This is a genomic window from Ilumatobacter sp., assembly GCF_965215205.1.
Taxonomy (GTDB): Bacteria; Actinomycetota; Acidimicrobiia; order Acidimicrobiales; family Ilumatobacteraceae; genus Ilumatobacter_A.
The window spans coordinates 948,551-962,442 of record NZ_OZ244049.1 but is presented as its reverse complement, the minus strand read 5'-3'; the positions used below and the strand labels follow the sequence as shown (position 1 = coordinate 962,442).

Genomic DNA, 13,892 nt, shown 5'->3' with positions numbered 1-13,892 from the left:
CCGTGCGGCCTCCAGGGCGGCGACCGTGTCGGTGCGCGCGTGCCGTGCCGTGAACGCCGACGCCGGGTTCACGCGTGCCATGCTTCCCCCATGCCGTGGTTGGTGAGTGACGCCCGAGTCCTGGCGTCGGCCGAGATCGCGGGCACACCCTCGCAGCGTCGCCGGGGCCTGCTCGGGCGCGACGACCTCGACGGAGCGCTGGTGATCGAGCCGTGCCGCTGGATCCACACCATCGGCATGCGGTTCTCGCTCGACGTGGCGTTCCTCGACGAGGACGGCGTCGTCGTCAAGACGACCACCATGAAGCGGCACCGCCTCGGTCTCCCGGTCCGAGCCGCGCACCGGGTCATCGAGGCCGAGCACGGCGCGTTCGAGCGGTGGGGGCTGCGCGTCGGCGACACGGTGGAGGTCCGCGACGAGAGCCACCGGACCAGCGAGGAGGTCCGCGGCGCGTGAGCACGCTGTGGCTGGTCGCGACTCCGATCGGCAACCTCGGCGACCTCGCTCCGCGCGCGATCGAGGTGCTCGCGTCGTCGCAGCTCGTCTGCTGCGAGGACACCCGACGGACGGCCAAGCTGCTCCGCCACGCCGACATCCGCGTCGAGCGGCTGGCGGTGTGCAACGACCACACCGAGTTCGCGCTCGTCCACGAGGTGCTCGGCGTGCTGGCGGACGGCGGCGACGTGGCCGTCGTCAGCGACGCGGGGACGCCGGGGGTGTCCGATCCCGGCGAGCGCCTCGTGTCGGCGGCGATCGACGTGGGCCACGTCGTCAGCGCCGTGCCGGGCCCGGCCGCGGCGACGATGGCGGTCACGATCAGCGGGTTCCGCGGCGACCGGTGGGTGTTCGAGGGGTTCCTGCCCCGGTCGGGTCGAGACCGCGCGGAGCGGTTGGCCGAGGTGGCGTCCGAGTCGCGCACCGTCGTGGTGTACGAGGCACCCCACCGCATCGAGCGCACGATCGTCGACCTACTCGAGGTCTGCGGGCCCGACCGCCGAGTCGCGATCTCCCGGGAGATGACGAAGGTGCACGAGGAGACGGTGCGCGGGCGTCTCGCGGACATCGACATCGGCGAACCGCGCGGCGAGTACGTCGTGGTGGTCGAAGGAGCCCGGCGGGCGGGCGCCCCGCTCACCGATGACGACGTCCGCGACGCGCTGCGCGGTGCGCTCGAGCGGGGATCGACGCGACGCGACGCGGCGGCCGAGGTCGCCGAGCGGACCGGGCGCCGCAAGCGCGAGGTGTACCAGCTCTGCGTCGAGCTCGACCGTGACGACCCCCGCGTCGCCGTGTCGGGTGGTCCGGATCCCGACCCCGGTGTCGGCGAGGTCGACCCCGACGGTGCGACCCCGGTGGCGGGGGCGACGTGAGCGCCGCCTCGACGGGGCGCTCGGCATCGACCCCCGCGGCGTTCTTCGACCTCGACCGGACGCTGATCTCCGGGTCGTCCGCGTTCACCCTCGCGATCCAGGCTCGCCGGGCCGGCCTGATCCCGACCCTCGAGTTCGCCCAGGACGCGGCCGGGGCGGTCGCGTTCAAGTTCCTCGGGGCGAGCGACGACACGAGCGAGCAGGTGCGCGAGCGCATCCTGAGCGCGGTGAGCGGGATGCGTCGGGCCGATCTGCTGGCGCTGAACGCCGAGGTCGTCCCTCGCCTCATCGAGCGGGTCCGGCCCGAGGCGATGCGGCTGCTCGACCGCCACCGCGACGCCGGCCGCGACACCTACATCGTGTCGGCCGCCCCGATCGAGCTCGTCGAACCGCTCGCCCACGCGCTCGGGATGACCGGGGGCATCGGCACCCGCAGCGCCCTCGTCGACGGGGTGTACACCGGCGACCTCGACGGGCCGTTCGTCTACGGGGCGGGCAAGGTCGAGGCGATGCGCTCGCTCGCGGCCTCGAACGGCTACGACCTCGCCGGCAGCTACGCGTACAGCGACTCGGTCAGCGACCTGCCGATGCTCGAGGCGGTCGGCCACCCGGTCGCGGTCAACCCCGACTCCCGCCTGGAGCGCCACGCCCGCGTCAACGCGTGGCCGATCGTGATCTTCAGCCAGCGCACGAAGTGGGTCGTGCGCCGGACGCTCGGCGGGGTCGCGACGGTCGGTGTCGGCGTGGGCGGCTTCGCGCTCGGTGCGCGGTTCGGGCGACGCCGGGCACCCCGCCTCGTCCCCTGGTGACGGAACCGGTGGCGGGACCCCGGCCGTGCGCGGGGCGGTCGGCTCAGCACGGCCACAGCGCGGCATCAGCGCGGCATCAGCGCGAGCTGACGGGAGGTGCCGACCAGCGATCCCGCCGAGTCCCACATCACCCCGTCCTCCTCCATCAGCCCGTCCTCGATGATGCTCGACCGGAACGAGCAGCGCAGCGGTCCCGGGGCGGGGACGCCGAGGACGTGGACCGTCAGCTCGACGGTCGGCACCCAGCCGACCGGGAGGTCGGTGTTGAACACGGGGGGTGCGAACGCGTCCGCCGCGAGGAGCAGCGCGATCTCGTCGGGCTCCTCGCCGTCGCCGAGCGCGAACCACCCGCTCACCTCCGGTCGACCCGTCGGCCGCCCCACCCGGAAGCCGGCGTCCTCGGGGCGCATGCGCAGGTCGATCCGGTTCATCAGCTCGGGGACGAGTCCGTCGGTCGGCGGCGGCGGCACGACGCACTCCTCGAACGGGGCCAGCTCGACCGGCTCGAGCGTGGTGCGGCTCGGGCCACCCGGTCGCTGCTCCCCGAACGTCCCCAGGAGCTGCAGCGTCGCCTCGCCCCCCATCGAGAGGGTGGCCGCGACGGTCGACAGCCGACGTCCGGAGCGCACCACGGTCGTCGCGACCTCGCACGGCCCCGCCGGCGCGGGCCGCAGGTAGTGACCGGTCAGGGTGAGCGGAGGGGCGCCGACGCTCTCGGCCATCGCGCGACCGGCGATCGCGAGCAGGTAGCCGCCGTTCGCGTTGCCGCCGATGTCCCAACCGTCGTGGACGGCTGCCGACCACCGCCGCCGCGAGTCGTCGCCCACGTCGGGGTCGGGGCCGTCGATCGCGACGACGGAGGTGGCGAGGGCGAAGCGGTCCGACATCACCGCAACGTAGGGATCCGGCGTCGCAGCCCCGAAACCGGCACGGTGTGATCGCCGGCACGCCACCGAGCGCCCGCCCGGAGACGGGGCGCTCGTCGTGCGGGCCGTCCGGTGCGCCCACCCGATCCGTGACGAGCGGAACCGTCCGGACCCGGCACCCGATGGCGCGGTGACCGGCACCCGGAGCGGCGGGCGGGTGGAACCGGCGTGGTGGGCGGGTGGCCACGCCCTAGCGTGACCGACGTGAGCCGGACGTACGTGACGACGCCGATCTACTACGTGAACGCCGAGCCGCACCTGGGCCACGCCTACACCACGATCGTCGGCGACGCGATCACCCGGTGGAGCCGCCTGCTCGGCGACGACACCAAGTACCTCACGGGCACCGACGAGCACGGCCTCAAGATCCAGCAGGCGGCCGAGGCCTCCGGGATGACCCCCCAGGAGTTCACCGACCGGATCGCGCCTCAGTTCGCGGCGGCGTGGGAGCGCTTGAACATCGCCAACGACGACTTCATCCGCACCACCGAACCCCGCCACCGCGCTGCGGTGACCGAGCTGCTGCAGCGCTGCTGGGACGCCGGCGACATCGAGCTCGACACGTTCGCCGGCAAGTACTGCGTGGCGTGCGAGGAGTACTACGACGACGCCGAGCTCGTCTCCGAGCTCGGCGTGGTCGGCGAGGGCGAGCTGTGCCCGATCCACCACCGCACGGTCGAGTACTTCGAGGAGGAGAACTACTTCTTCCGCCTCAGCCGCTTCCAGGACCGCCTCCTCGACCACTACGCGCGGCACCCCGGCGCGATGACCCCCGAGCACCGCGGCAACGAGGCGCTGGGCCTGATCCGCGGCGGGTTGCGTGACTTCTCGATCAGCCGCACCTCGCTCGAATGGGGCATCCCGCTGCCGTGGGACGACGACCACGTCGCCTACGTCTGGTTCGACGCGCTCACGAACTACCTGGCCGCGGTCGGCTTCGGCGACGGGACCGACACCTACCGCGACTGGTGGCCGGCGACCCACCTGATCGGCAAGGACATCGTCCGGCAGCACTGCGTGTACTGGCCCGCGATGCTGATGTCGGCCGGGGTCGAGCCACCCGCGCGCTGGGCGATCGGCGGGTGGCTGCTCGTCGGCGGAGAGAAGATGTCGAAGACCTCCGGCAACGTCGTCGACCCGCTCGACCTGATCGACGACATCGGCCTCGACGGGTTCCGCTACTACGTGCTGGCCGAGACGCCCTACGGCAGCGACGGCGACTTCACCTACGAGGGCCTGGTCGGCCGCTACAACTCGGATCTCGCGAACAACCTCGGCAACCTCGTCGCGCGGGTCGCCACCGTCGTCGACAAGAAGTGCGGCGGCGTCGGCCCCGCACCGTCGGCCGAGTCGGATCTCGCCGCCGCGGCCGCCACGGCCCTCGCCGACAGCACCGCCCGCTGGGAGGAGCTGCAGCCGAGCCGCGCGCTCGAGGCGACCTGGGGTCTGATCCGCGCGACCAACTCCCACCTGGAGCAGAACGAGCCGTGGCGGGCCGAACCCGGCCCCGACGTCGACGCGGTGATGGGTGACGCGCTCGAGGCGCTGCGGATCGTGGCGATCCTGTGCTCGCCGGCCGTCCCCGACACGGCCCAGGCGATCTGGGAGCGCATCGGGATGGACGGCCGGGTCGTCGACCGTCGGCTCCCCGACGACGCCGCGTGGGGCGGCTACCCGGGTGGCGCGACCGTGACCAAGGGCGATCCGCTCTTCCCGCGGATCCGGGCGTGAGCGATCCGGCCGTCGGCACCGGCACCGGCACGTCCCCCGGCGACGACGCGACGCCGCCCGCGCTGTCGTGGATCGACTCGCACTGCCACGTCCACGACGAGCGGATCCCCGACGGTGCCGACGGAGCCGTGGAGGCCGCGCGTGAGCAGGGCGTCGGCGTCCTGGTCACGGTCGGTTGCGATCGAGCGACCTCGCTCGCCGCGATCGACCTGGCCGCGCGCCACGACGGCGTGTTCGCGACGGTCGGGCTCCACCCCCACGAGGCGCGCCACGGCATCGACACCATCGTCGATCTGCTCGACACCCCGGGCATCGTCGCGATCGGCGAAGCCGGACTCGACCACTTCTACGAGCACTCGCCGCGCGCCGAGCAGCGGCAGGTCTTCGCGCAGCACATCGCCCTCGCCCACGAGCACCGCCTCCCGTTGATCATCCACACGCGCGACGCGTGGGAGGAGACGTTCGAGATCCTCGACGCGGAGGGCGTCCCCGAGCGCACCGTGTTCCACTGCTTCACCGGCGGACCCGGCGAGGCCGAGCGTGGGCTCGAGCGCGACATCCGGTTGTCGTTCTCCGGGATCGTCACGTTCCCGTCGGCGAGCGAGGTCCAGGAGGCGGCGCGGATGTGCCCGTCGACCCACCTCCTCGTCGAGACCGACAGCCCGTACCTCGCCCCGGTCCCCCACCGCGGGCGGACCAACCGACCGGCCTGGGTCCCCGATGTCGGACGGTTCCTCGCCGAGCTGCGCGGCGAGCCGATCGAGCGGTTCGCGGCCGCGACCGTCGCCGCCACCCGCGACGCCTTCGACGGCCGCCTCGACCCCTGAGCGCGAGACGTCCGCTCGCTCGTGGTCGGCGGCCGTGCGCCGATCGAGCCCGCTGCGGCCGACCGCCGGCGCGAGGGGCACCCCGCTACCATCGGGGTCCCGTCGAGCCGGAGGATCCGCCGACCCGGACGACCAGGCGACATGGCTTTCGAGGACACCGACCGACGACGAACCGTGTTCCTCGCGCTGGTCACGATCCTCGCCCTGCCGGCGCTGTACGTCCTGAACCGCACCGAGATCGACGACGGCAGCGACGGCGCGACGGCGGTGGTCACCGACGGATCCGTGGTCGGGTCCGACGATCCCGGCACCGGTGGCCGCACCCCGAGCCGCCCCCCGATCGAGGCTCCAGACGACGAGCCGGTGTTCATGGACGGCGGAGCGCCCCGAGACGAGCCCCGGGTGGCGGAGGTCGCCGTGCCGGCGCGACCGGAGAGCCCCCCGGCCCAGATGGACGCGAGCTTCCGCCGAACGATCGGCGAGAGCACGTGCCCCGTGCTCGACTTCGAGGCCGGGGTGGACGTCGACGTCACGAACCTCGACAACGGGCGGACCATCGAGTGCACGACGACGTCGGCGGGCGACGACCAGGTGGCCGGCATCGTGCTCGGGTTCGAGGCGTTCTCCCGGCTCGCGGACCCGACCGAGGCGCCGATCCCGGTCGACGTGGTGCGACGCTCGTGAGGCCGCGCCGGGCGAGTCGGGAGCCGCGCACGTGACCCACTCCCGCCCCGCGCTGCGCGACCTGCTCGACGACCACGGGCTCGCTCCCCGACGCGACCTCGGCCAGAACTTCGTGACGGATGCGAACACGGTCCGCAGGATCGCGGAGCTCGCGGGCGTCGGCCCCGGCGACCACGTCGTCGAGATCGGCGCCGGGCTCGGCTCGCTCACCCTCGCCCTCGCCGAGACGGGCGCCTCCGTCACCGCGATCGAGGTCGACCACGGCATCGTCGCGGTCCTGCGCGAGGTGGTCGAGCACCTCGATCGGGTGACCGTCGTCGAGGCCGATGCGATGGACCTCGGTTGGGTCGACCTCGTGGAGGCCCACCGCGCCGGAGGCGCAGGGCGCGGCATCGGGGCCGCGATCGGACGCGGGCGACCGTGGACCCTCGTCGCGAACCTGCCGTACAACGTCGCCACGCCGCTCGTGTGCGACATCCTCGACCGCGTCCCGCAGGTCGGCCGGCTGCTGGTCATGGTGCAGCGCGAGGTCGCCGAGCGCTTCGCCGCCCCGGCCGGAGCCCGTGCGCGGGGCGCGGTCAGCGTCAAGGTCGCCTACTGGGGTCGGGCGCGCGTGGTCGGCCACGTCCCCGCCACCGTGTTCCTCCCCCGCCCCAACGTCGAGTCCTCGTTGGTGGAGATCGTGCGCCGCACCCCTCCGGCGGTGCCGCCCGACGACCTGTTCGACCTGGTGCGCACCGCGTTCGGGCAGCGTCGCAAGATGCTCCGGCGGTCGCTGGGGGCGCTCGTCGAGCCGAGCGCGTTCGGGGCCGCCGAGGTGGCCGAGACCGCACGACCCGAGGAGCTCGACCTCGACGCCTGGGTGCGCCTGGCTCGCGCCGCGACATCGGCCGGCACCACCGACACGACCGCCGGCGGTGGGCACGCAGCCGCCGACGGGGACGGAGCCGACGACGAGGCCGGGGACGCGACGTGAGTCGATCCTCGTGAGCGTCGCGGTGCGCGCCCACGCGAAGCTGACGCTCTCGCTGCGGGTCACGGGGGTGCGCGACGACGGCTTCCACCTGATCGACGCCGAGATGGTCGGCCTCGACCTCCACGACGTGCTCGAGATCGATCCCGACGTCGACGTGACGCAGGTCCGCTTCACCGGTCCGTTCGCCACGGGGATCGCCGCTGACGGCACCGACCTGGTGTCGCTCGCGCTCGCCGGGCGCGGTCGCACGGCGAGCGTCGTGGTCGACAAGCGCATCCCCCACGGTGGCGGTCTCGGCGGCGGGTCGACCGACGCCGCCGCGGTGCTGCGCTGGGACGGCGTCGGCGACGATCCCGACGAGTTGGCGGCGGCGTCGCGCCTCGGCGCCGACGTGCCGTTCTGCCTGGTGGGCGGGCGGGCCCGCGTGAGAGGGATCGGCGAGATCGTCGATCCGCTCCCCCACGTCGACCGCGTCGTGACCCTGGTGATCCCGCCGCTGGGCGTCGCGACCCCGGCGGCCTACCGGGCGTGGGACGAGCTCGGAGGACCGACCGCCGACGGCCCGAACGACCTCGAACCCGCCGCTCTCGCCGTCGAGCCGCGCCTCGAGCGCTGGCGCGACGCGATCGCCGATCGCGTCGGGAGACCACCGGTCCTGGCGGGCAGCGGCGCGACGTGGTTCACCGAGGGCAGGCGCGACGACGCCCTCGCCGACCTGGTCGACGAGGGCGCTCGGATCGTGGTGGCGCGGACCCTGCCCCGGTCGGGGTGAGGGCGGCGCGACCGGCTACTTGCGGCGCTGGTGGCGCGTGCGGCGGAGCATCTTCTTGTGCTTCTTCTTGCGCATCCGCTTCCGCCGCTTCTTGATCAGTGAACCCATGGTGGGCAACGCTACCGGGCGTGGCTCGACCCGACACGCCGGGTACCGTGACCCCGTCGCCCGGTCGCGCCGCCCACGTGGGCCCGCGGCACGGCGACAACTCCGGTCCGGGGTCGTCTAACGGGAAGACAGCGGTTTTTGGTGCCGAGAATGGGGGTTCGATTCCTCCCCCCGGAGCAAGGCCCGCGTGCGCCGCCACGTCGACGCGACGACCGGCACCCGACGAGCGTGCCGGTCGAACGGCGCGCCGAGGCGATTAGCCTGATCCGATGAGCGTCTCGGCGATCGTGCTCGCTGCCGGTGAGGGGACCCGCATGCGGTCCAACCGACCCAAGCCGCTGCACATGATCTGCGGGCGCTCGATGGTGCTCCACGTGATCCACGCGCTCGAGCGCCTGCATCCGGAGCGCACGGCGGTCGTCGTCGGCCACGGTGCCGAGCAGGTGACGAAGAAGGTGCAGGACATGTCGCCGGCGTGGGCCAACGTCGCGTTCGTCGAGCAGGTGGTGCAGCGCGGGACCGGGGACGCCGCCTCGATCGGCATGACCGCCTTCGACGGCGACGACTACGACGACGAGGCGACGGTCGTCATCCTCCCCGGCGACGCCCCGCTGCTGCGCCCCGAGACGCTCGACGAGCTCGTCGCGACCCACGTCGCGAACTCGAACGCGGCCACGATGCTCACCTCGGTGATGACCGACCCGACCGGGTACGGCCGGGTGATCCGCCGTCCCGACGGACAGGTCCAGCGCATCGTCGAGCAGCGCGACGCCGCCCCCGAGGAGCTCGACGTGCGCGAGGTGTGCACCTCGATCTACGCCTTCCGCCGCGACCTGCTCGGCCCCGCCCTGCGCACCCTCACCAGCGACAACTCCCAGGGCGAGTACTACCTCACCGACGTGATCTCGGTGCTCGCCGCGATGGGGCACCGCATCAGCTGCGTCCAGGCTCCGATCGAGGAGACCCAGGGCGTCAACGACCGCTGGCAGCTCGCCCTGGCGGAGCGTGAGCTGCGCGCGCGCACCAACCGCTCCTGGCTGCTCAACGGGGTGACCATGCTCGATCCCCGCCAGACCTTCGTCGACGTGACCGTGTCGATCGGGCGCGACGTCACCCTGTTCCCGGGCACGATCCTGCAGGGTTCGACCGCGATCGGCGACGAGTGCGAGATCGGCCCCGACGCCCGTCTGGTCGACAGCGCGATCGGTCGGGGTTCGACCGTCTCGCACACCGTCGCGCACGAAGCCGAGGTCGGACCGGGGGCCGTGGTCGGCCCCTACGCGCACCTCCCGCCCGGGTCGTGCGTCGTTGCGGAGGGCGTGACCGGCTCGTTCTACACTGCGCCCGCGGGCTGATCGCGTCCACGGGCGGACGGGCGGGCGCCGCCGACACGGAGGATCACACCATGGAGAAGGTCACCACCAAGCGGCTCGCCCTGTACACGGGACGCACCCACCCGGCCCTCGCCGAGGAGGTGGCGACCCACCTGAACATCGAGGTCGGCCACGACAACCTCGTCGAGTTCGCGAACGGCGAGATCCGCTGCAGCTTCGGTGAGTCGGTGCGCGGCACCGACGTGTTCGTGATGCAGACCCACTTCGGTGTCGACGGTCGCTCGGTGAACGACTCGATCATGGAGCACCTGATCATGATCGACGCGGCGGCGCGCGCGTCCGCGAAGCGGATCACGGCCGTGTGCCCGTTCTACGGCTACGCCCGGCAGGACCGCAAGGCGGCGGGCCGCGAGCCGATCACCGCCCGCCTGGTGGCCGACATGTTCAAGGCGGCCGGGGCGAAGCGGATGATCTCCGTCGACCTGCACTCCGGCCAGATCCAGGGGTTCTTCGACGGGCCCGTCGATCACCTGACCGCGATGCCGGTGCTCGAGAACTACGTCCGCCAGAACGCGCGGGAGCCGGTGATCGTGTCGCCCGACGCGGGGCGGATCAAGGTCGCCGAGCGGATGGCCCAGCACCTCGGCGACTGCGGCGCGGACCTCGCGTTCATCTACAAGCGCCGGCCGAAGGGGACCACCAACGTCTCGGAGGCCGCCGAGGTGATGGGCGACGTGCAGGGTCGCACCTGCGTGCTGACCGACGACATGATCGACACCGCCGGGACGATCGTCGCCGCGGCCGAGCTGCTCAAGAAGCGCGGCGCCGGCGAGGTGTGGGCGATGGCGACCCACGGCCTGCTGTCGGGCCCGGCCGTCGACCGGCTGAAGAACGCGCCGATCGAGCGGCTCGTGCTCACCAACTCGCTCCCGCTGCCCTCGGAGAAGCACCTGCCCAACGTGGAGGTGCTCTCGGTCGCGCCCCTGATCGCGGAAGCGCTCGGCGCGGTGTTCGACGACACCAGCGTCAGCGACATCTTCGACGGGGAGAACCTCGCCTGAGGGTGCCCCACCTCCGATCCGGTGCGATCCTGCGCGGATGGGTGCGAGCGATCTCGAGGATCCCACCTCCCGCCGCGCGGGCGCGCCCGCGGGGACCGGAGCGGCGCTGACCCGCCGGGTCCCCGAGATCGTGCTCGCGATCGCGGCCGTCGCGCTGCTCGTCGAGGGATCGCTGCACCGACCGCTGGTCACGCCCGACTACTCGGCGTACCTGTCGATCGCCGAGCACTGGGCGGGCGGCGACCTCGACGAGGCGATCAACGGCTACTGGTCGCCCCTCTACCCGTGGCTGCTCGCGCCGTTCCTGCGGATCGGGGTGGCTGCGACGTCCGCGCAGGCGATCCTCGCGGTCGGCATCGCGGTGGCGACGACCGACCGCCTCCGCGCACTGGTCCACCGGACGGTGCGCGACCCGGCGACGTCGCGCGCCGCGATCGAGGTCCTCCTCGTCGGCACGATCCCGTTCCAGCTGTGGATGGCGCTGTCGCTCGACGGCGCCGACCACCTGCTCTCGCTCCTCGTCGCCGGCGCGTTCGCGGCGGCCCTCGACGATCGCCGCTGCGCGACCCGGCGCGGGCTCGAGGTGGGTGCGTGGACGTCGCTGGGCTTCCTGACGAAGGTGTTCGCGCTCCCGTTCTCGATCGCGTTCGTCGTGATCTGGGTCGTCGTGTCGTGGGCGCTCCCACCCCCGACGCGAACGACGCCGGAACCGCCCGGGGAGCGGTCCGCCGCGAGGGCGGCGGGTGGCTGGTGGCGGTCGGGGGCGACGGCGCTCGGCGTGCTCGCCGCGGTGGCGATCGGCTGGTCCGTCGTGCTGTCGGTGTCGTTCGGGACGCCGACGTTCAACCAGTCGGCGACCTACCACGCCCGGATCACCGCTCCCGGCGCCCAGGGCAACCCGTTCGACTGGGCCGGGCTGCTCCGCCCGACGGGGGCCGAGGCCGTCTCCGCGTGGGAGAACCCGTCGACCGCGACCCTGGCGTCGGGCCAGCGCGTCGACCTCGACGAGCGAGCGGTCGACGGCGACGGGCGTGAGCTCGTCGTCGACGGGCGCGTCGCCCGCTTCGTCACCTCGGTGCGCAAGGCGGCGAGCACCACCTCCCTGCTCGCCGGGACGGTGATCGCGGCGGCGCTCACCGCTGCGGCGGTCGCGCTCGTCGCCCTGCGCCGGATCGCCTCGACCCGACGTCCCACCGTCGAGCGCGGCGCGGCCCCGGTGCTGATCATCGCCGCGAGCGCGGCGGCGTACGTGGTGGGGATCTCGCTCGCCGTCGTTAACGACCGCTACCTGTGGCCGCCGCTGCTGCTGTCGGTGCCCGTCGCCGCCCACGGGGTCGATCGACTCGTACGGCGCGTGAGCGCCGGGCGTGCACCGGCTCGCACCACGGCGGTCGCGCTGGCGGCGGTCGTCGCGGTCGTCTCGCTGCCGTGGTCCCTCGCCGCGCTCGCCGAGCTCGGCGACGACGTCTCCGAGACCGAGCGGGAGTCGCTGCCGGCGGTGGCGGCGATCGAGCAGGGGGAGCGGGTCGCCACGTCGGTGAAGGACTTCGACTACCTGGGGATCTGCTTCGCCGCGGGCTGCACCTACTGGGGCACCCCGATCGAGAGCTCGGGCGACGCCCTGCTCGACGAGCTGTGCGCGGCACGCATCGACCTGCTCGTGGTCGAGGGCGACGCGCCGGGAGCGGTCGGATCCGTCGACCTCGACCGCGTCGAGGTGCGCAGCGAGCTCGTCGACTCCACGATCCTCGACGTCCGCGCCGCCCGCGGACGCTGCGCCTGAGGCGGTCGCGGCGCGCGACGACCAGCCGGGAGCCGAGCGCGGGCCGAGCGCGTCGCCGATAGCGTCGAGGGCTGCCGCAATCGGACCGGAGGCACCTGACGACGATCGGACTCGTCAGGCACCCGCCGCACACGTCAGGACACGAACACCATGAGCGAGACCATCCTCCACGCCACCTCCGGCCGCCCCACCGGGAGCTCGGCCGCACGTCGCATGCGCGCCGAGGGTCGCATCCCCGCCGTCGTCTACGGGATGGGCATGGCGCCGACGAGCATCTCGGTCGACCGGCGCGACCTGCGCACCGCCCTGTCGGGGACGTCGGGTCTGAACACGATCCTCGACCTCACGATCGACGGGGAGATGTACCCCTCGATCATCAAGGACGTGCAGCGCCACCCGGTGCGGCTGAACATCGAGCACCTCGACTTCATCCAGGTCGACCTGAACGCCCAGATCGTGGTCAACGTCCCGATCCACCTGACCGGCGAGTCGAAGGAGGTCGACGACAACAACGGCCTCGTCGACCAGATCATGACCGAGCTCGAGGTGTCGACGACCCCGCGCAACATCCCCGACGAGGTCGTCGTCGACATCTCGGAGATGGACATGGAGTCGACGATCCACGTCGAGGACCTCCAGCTCCCGTCGGGCGTCGTGCCGACCGCCGACCCGGAGCGCACCGTGGTGACCGTGTCGATCATGCGCACGCCGGTGCTCGACGAGATGGAGGCCGAGGCCGCTGCCGCGGCGGCCGAGCTCGCCGAGGGCGCCGAGGGCGCCGAGGGCGCCGACGACGCAGCCGAGGGCACCGACGCCGACGGCGACGACTCCTCCGGCGACTCGGGCGCGTGACCGCCCGCGCCCGGCGCTGACGTGGGCCTGTTCGCCCGGGCGGGGAAGGGCGCGCCCCTCGACTGGCTCGTCGTCGGTCTCGGCAACCCCGGGCCGAAGTACGCGGGCACCCGCCACAACGTCGGTGAGGACGCGATCCGCCTGCTCGCGCAGCGTCGGGGCGCGACCCTCAAGGGGGGGCGCGACGAGGCGCTGATCGCCGAGGTGCGGTTGCCGGGAGCGGATGGCGACGAGCGCGTCGCGCTCGCGTTCCCGATCACGTACATGAACGACTCGGGCCGCTCGGTGCAGGCGATGGTCCGGCGGTACCGGATCGAGGCTCCCGAGCGGATCGTCGTCGTCCACGACGAGCTCGACCTGCCCCCGGGTGAGCTGAAGGTCAAGAGCGGTGGCGGGCTCGCCGGTCACAACGGGCTGCGGTCGATCACGCAGCACCTGCGCACCCAGGACTACCTGCGCGTGCGCATCGGGGTCGGCAAGCCCGACAGCGCTCACGTCGGCAAGGTGCACGTGCTGGCCAAGGTCCCCCGGCGCGTCCGCGAGCAGCTCGACGTCGCGATCGTCGACGCGGCGGACGCGGTCGAGGAGATCGTCGCGAGCGGCGTCGACGCCGCCATGCAGCGCCGCAACGCCAAGCGCTGAACCCGGTCGCACCGGGT

At 73.1% G+C, this 13,892-nt stretch carries 15 protein-coding genes and 1 tRNA gene; 14 read left to right on the top strand and 2 right to left on the bottom strand.

Translation table 11 applies throughout. The features are described from left to right. The first annotated feature begins 102 nt into the window (after positions 1-102). From ACOOHC_RS04570 to ACOOHC_RS04560, 3 genes are read left to right on the top strand one after another with little or no spacing between them, the layout of a single operon-like run. The gene (locus ACOOHC_RS04570) at positions 103-456 is read left to right on the top strand and encodes a DUF192 domain-containing protein (protein WP_420452832.1); all 354 of its coding nucleotides are present in this window, start codon (positions 103-105) and stop codon (positions 454-456) included. Continuing rightward, positions 453-1,370 (top strand): 16S rRNA (cytidine(1402)-2'-O)-methyltransferase, encoded by a 918-nt coding sequence (rsmI, locus tag ACOOHC_RS04565; protein ID WP_420452831.1) that lies wholly within the window; start codon positions 453-455, stop codon positions 1,368-1,370. The genes ACOOHC_RS04570 and rsmI overlap by 4 nt, the downstream gene beginning before the upstream one ends. Next, complete coding sequence (locus ACOOHC_RS04560; protein WP_420452830.1) at positions 1,367-2,179, top strand: HAD family hydrolase; 813 nt, start codon at positions 1,367-1,369, stop codon at positions 2,177-2,179. The genes rsmI and ACOOHC_RS04560 overlap by 4 nt, the downstream gene beginning before the upstream one ends. A 65-nt stretch (positions 2,180-2,244) precedes the next feature. On the opposite strand, the gene ACOOHC_RS04555 is transcribed toward ACOOHC_RS04560, so the two are convergent. Then, positions 2,245-3,066, bottom strand: coding sequence for a thioesterase family protein (locus ACOOHC_RS04555; RefSeq protein WP_420452829.1), 822 nt, complete (start codon positions 3,064-3,066; stop codon positions 2,245-2,247). A gap of 243 nt (positions 3,067-3,309) precedes the next feature. Between ACOOHC_RS04555 and metG the strand changes: the two genes are divergently transcribed. The 5 genes from metG (at position 3,310) to ACOOHC_RS04530 (ending at position 8,095) form a co-directional block, all read left to right on the top strand. Continuing rightward, a complete protein-coding gene (gene metG, locus ACOOHC_RS04550) occupies positions 3,310-4,836 on the top strand; it encodes a methionine--tRNA ligase (RefSeq protein WP_420452828.1) in 1,527 nt (508 codons plus the stop codon). Continuing rightward, on the top strand, positions 4,833-5,663 hold the full coding sequence (locus ACOOHC_RS04545) for a TatD family hydrolase (RefSeq protein ID WP_420452827.1): 831 nt from the start codon (positions 4,833-4,835) through the stop codon (positions 5,661-5,663). The genes metG and ACOOHC_RS04545 overlap by 4 nt, the downstream gene beginning before the upstream one ends. Positions 5,664-5,804: 141 nt before the next feature. Next, a complete protein-coding gene (locus ACOOHC_RS04540) occupies positions 5,805-6,347 on the top strand; it encodes a hypothetical protein (RefSeq protein WP_420452826.1) in 543 nt (180 codons plus the stop codon). A 31-nt stretch (positions 6,348-6,378) separates the two neighbouring features. Then, entirely contained in the window at positions 6,379-7,323 is a 945-nt protein-coding gene (gene rsmA, locus ACOOHC_RS04535; protein ID WP_420452825.1) for a 16S rRNA (adenine(1518)-N(6)/adenine(1519)-N(6))-dimethyltransferase RsmA, read from the top strand. A 10-nt stretch (positions 7,324-7,333) separates the two neighbouring features. Further along, positions 7,334-8,095 (top strand): 4-(cytidine 5'-diphospho)-2-C-methyl-D-erythritol kinase, encoded by a 762-nt coding sequence (locus ACOOHC_RS04530; RefSeq protein WP_420452824.1) that lies wholly within the window; start codon positions 7,334-7,336, stop codon positions 8,093-8,095. A gap of 15 nt (positions 8,096-8,110) precedes the next feature. On the opposite strand, the gene ACOOHC_RS04525 is transcribed toward ACOOHC_RS04530, so the two are convergent. After that, entirely contained in the window at positions 8,111-8,203 is a 93-nt protein-coding gene (locus tag ACOOHC_RS04525) for a 30S ribosomal protein bS22 (RefSeq protein ID WP_015442868.1), read from the bottom strand. 106 nt (positions 8,204-8,309) lie between these two features. Here ACOOHC_RS04525 and ACOOHC_RS04520 point away from each other — a divergent pair. The 6 genes from ACOOHC_RS04520 (at position 8,310) to pth (ending at position 13,875) form a co-directional block, all read left to right on the top strand. Then, positions 8,310-8,380, top strand: a tRNA-Gln gene (locus ACOOHC_RS04520). A gap of 92 nt (positions 8,381-8,472) precedes the next feature. Continuing rightward, the gene (locus ACOOHC_RS04515; RefSeq protein ID WP_420452823.1) at positions 8,473-9,558 is read left to right on the top strand and encodes a bifunctional N-acetylglucosamine-1-phosphate uridyltransferase/glucosamine-1-phosphate acetyltransferase; all 1,086 of its coding nucleotides are present in this window, start codon (positions 8,473-8,475) and stop codon (positions 9,556-9,558) included. 50 nt (positions 9,559-9,608) lie between these two features. Continuing rightward, the gene (locus tag ACOOHC_RS04510; protein WP_420452822.1) at positions 9,609-10,598 is read left to right on the top strand and encodes a ribose-phosphate diphosphokinase; all 990 of its coding nucleotides are present in this window, start codon (positions 9,609-9,611) and stop codon (positions 10,596-10,598) included. 37 nt (positions 10,599-10,635) lie between these two features. Then, positions 10,636-12,381 carry a hypothetical protein gene (locus tag ACOOHC_RS04505; protein ID WP_420452821.1) on the top strand — a complete coding sequence of 582 codons (1,746 nt, stop codon included), beginning with the start codon at positions 10,636-10,638 and terminating at the stop codon, positions 12,379-12,381. Positions 12,382-12,531: 150 nt separating this feature from the next. After that, a complete protein-coding gene (locus tag ACOOHC_RS04500; RefSeq protein ID WP_420452820.1) occupies positions 12,532-13,233 on the top strand; it encodes a 50S ribosomal protein L25 in 702 nt (233 codons plus the stop codon). Between the two features lie 21 nt (positions 13,234-13,254). Further along, entirely contained in the window at positions 13,255-13,875 is a 621-nt protein-coding gene (gene pth, locus ACOOHC_RS04495; RefSeq protein ID WP_420452819.1) for an aminoacyl-tRNA hydrolase, read from the top strand. Positions 13,876-13,892 lie beyond the last annotated feature (17 nt).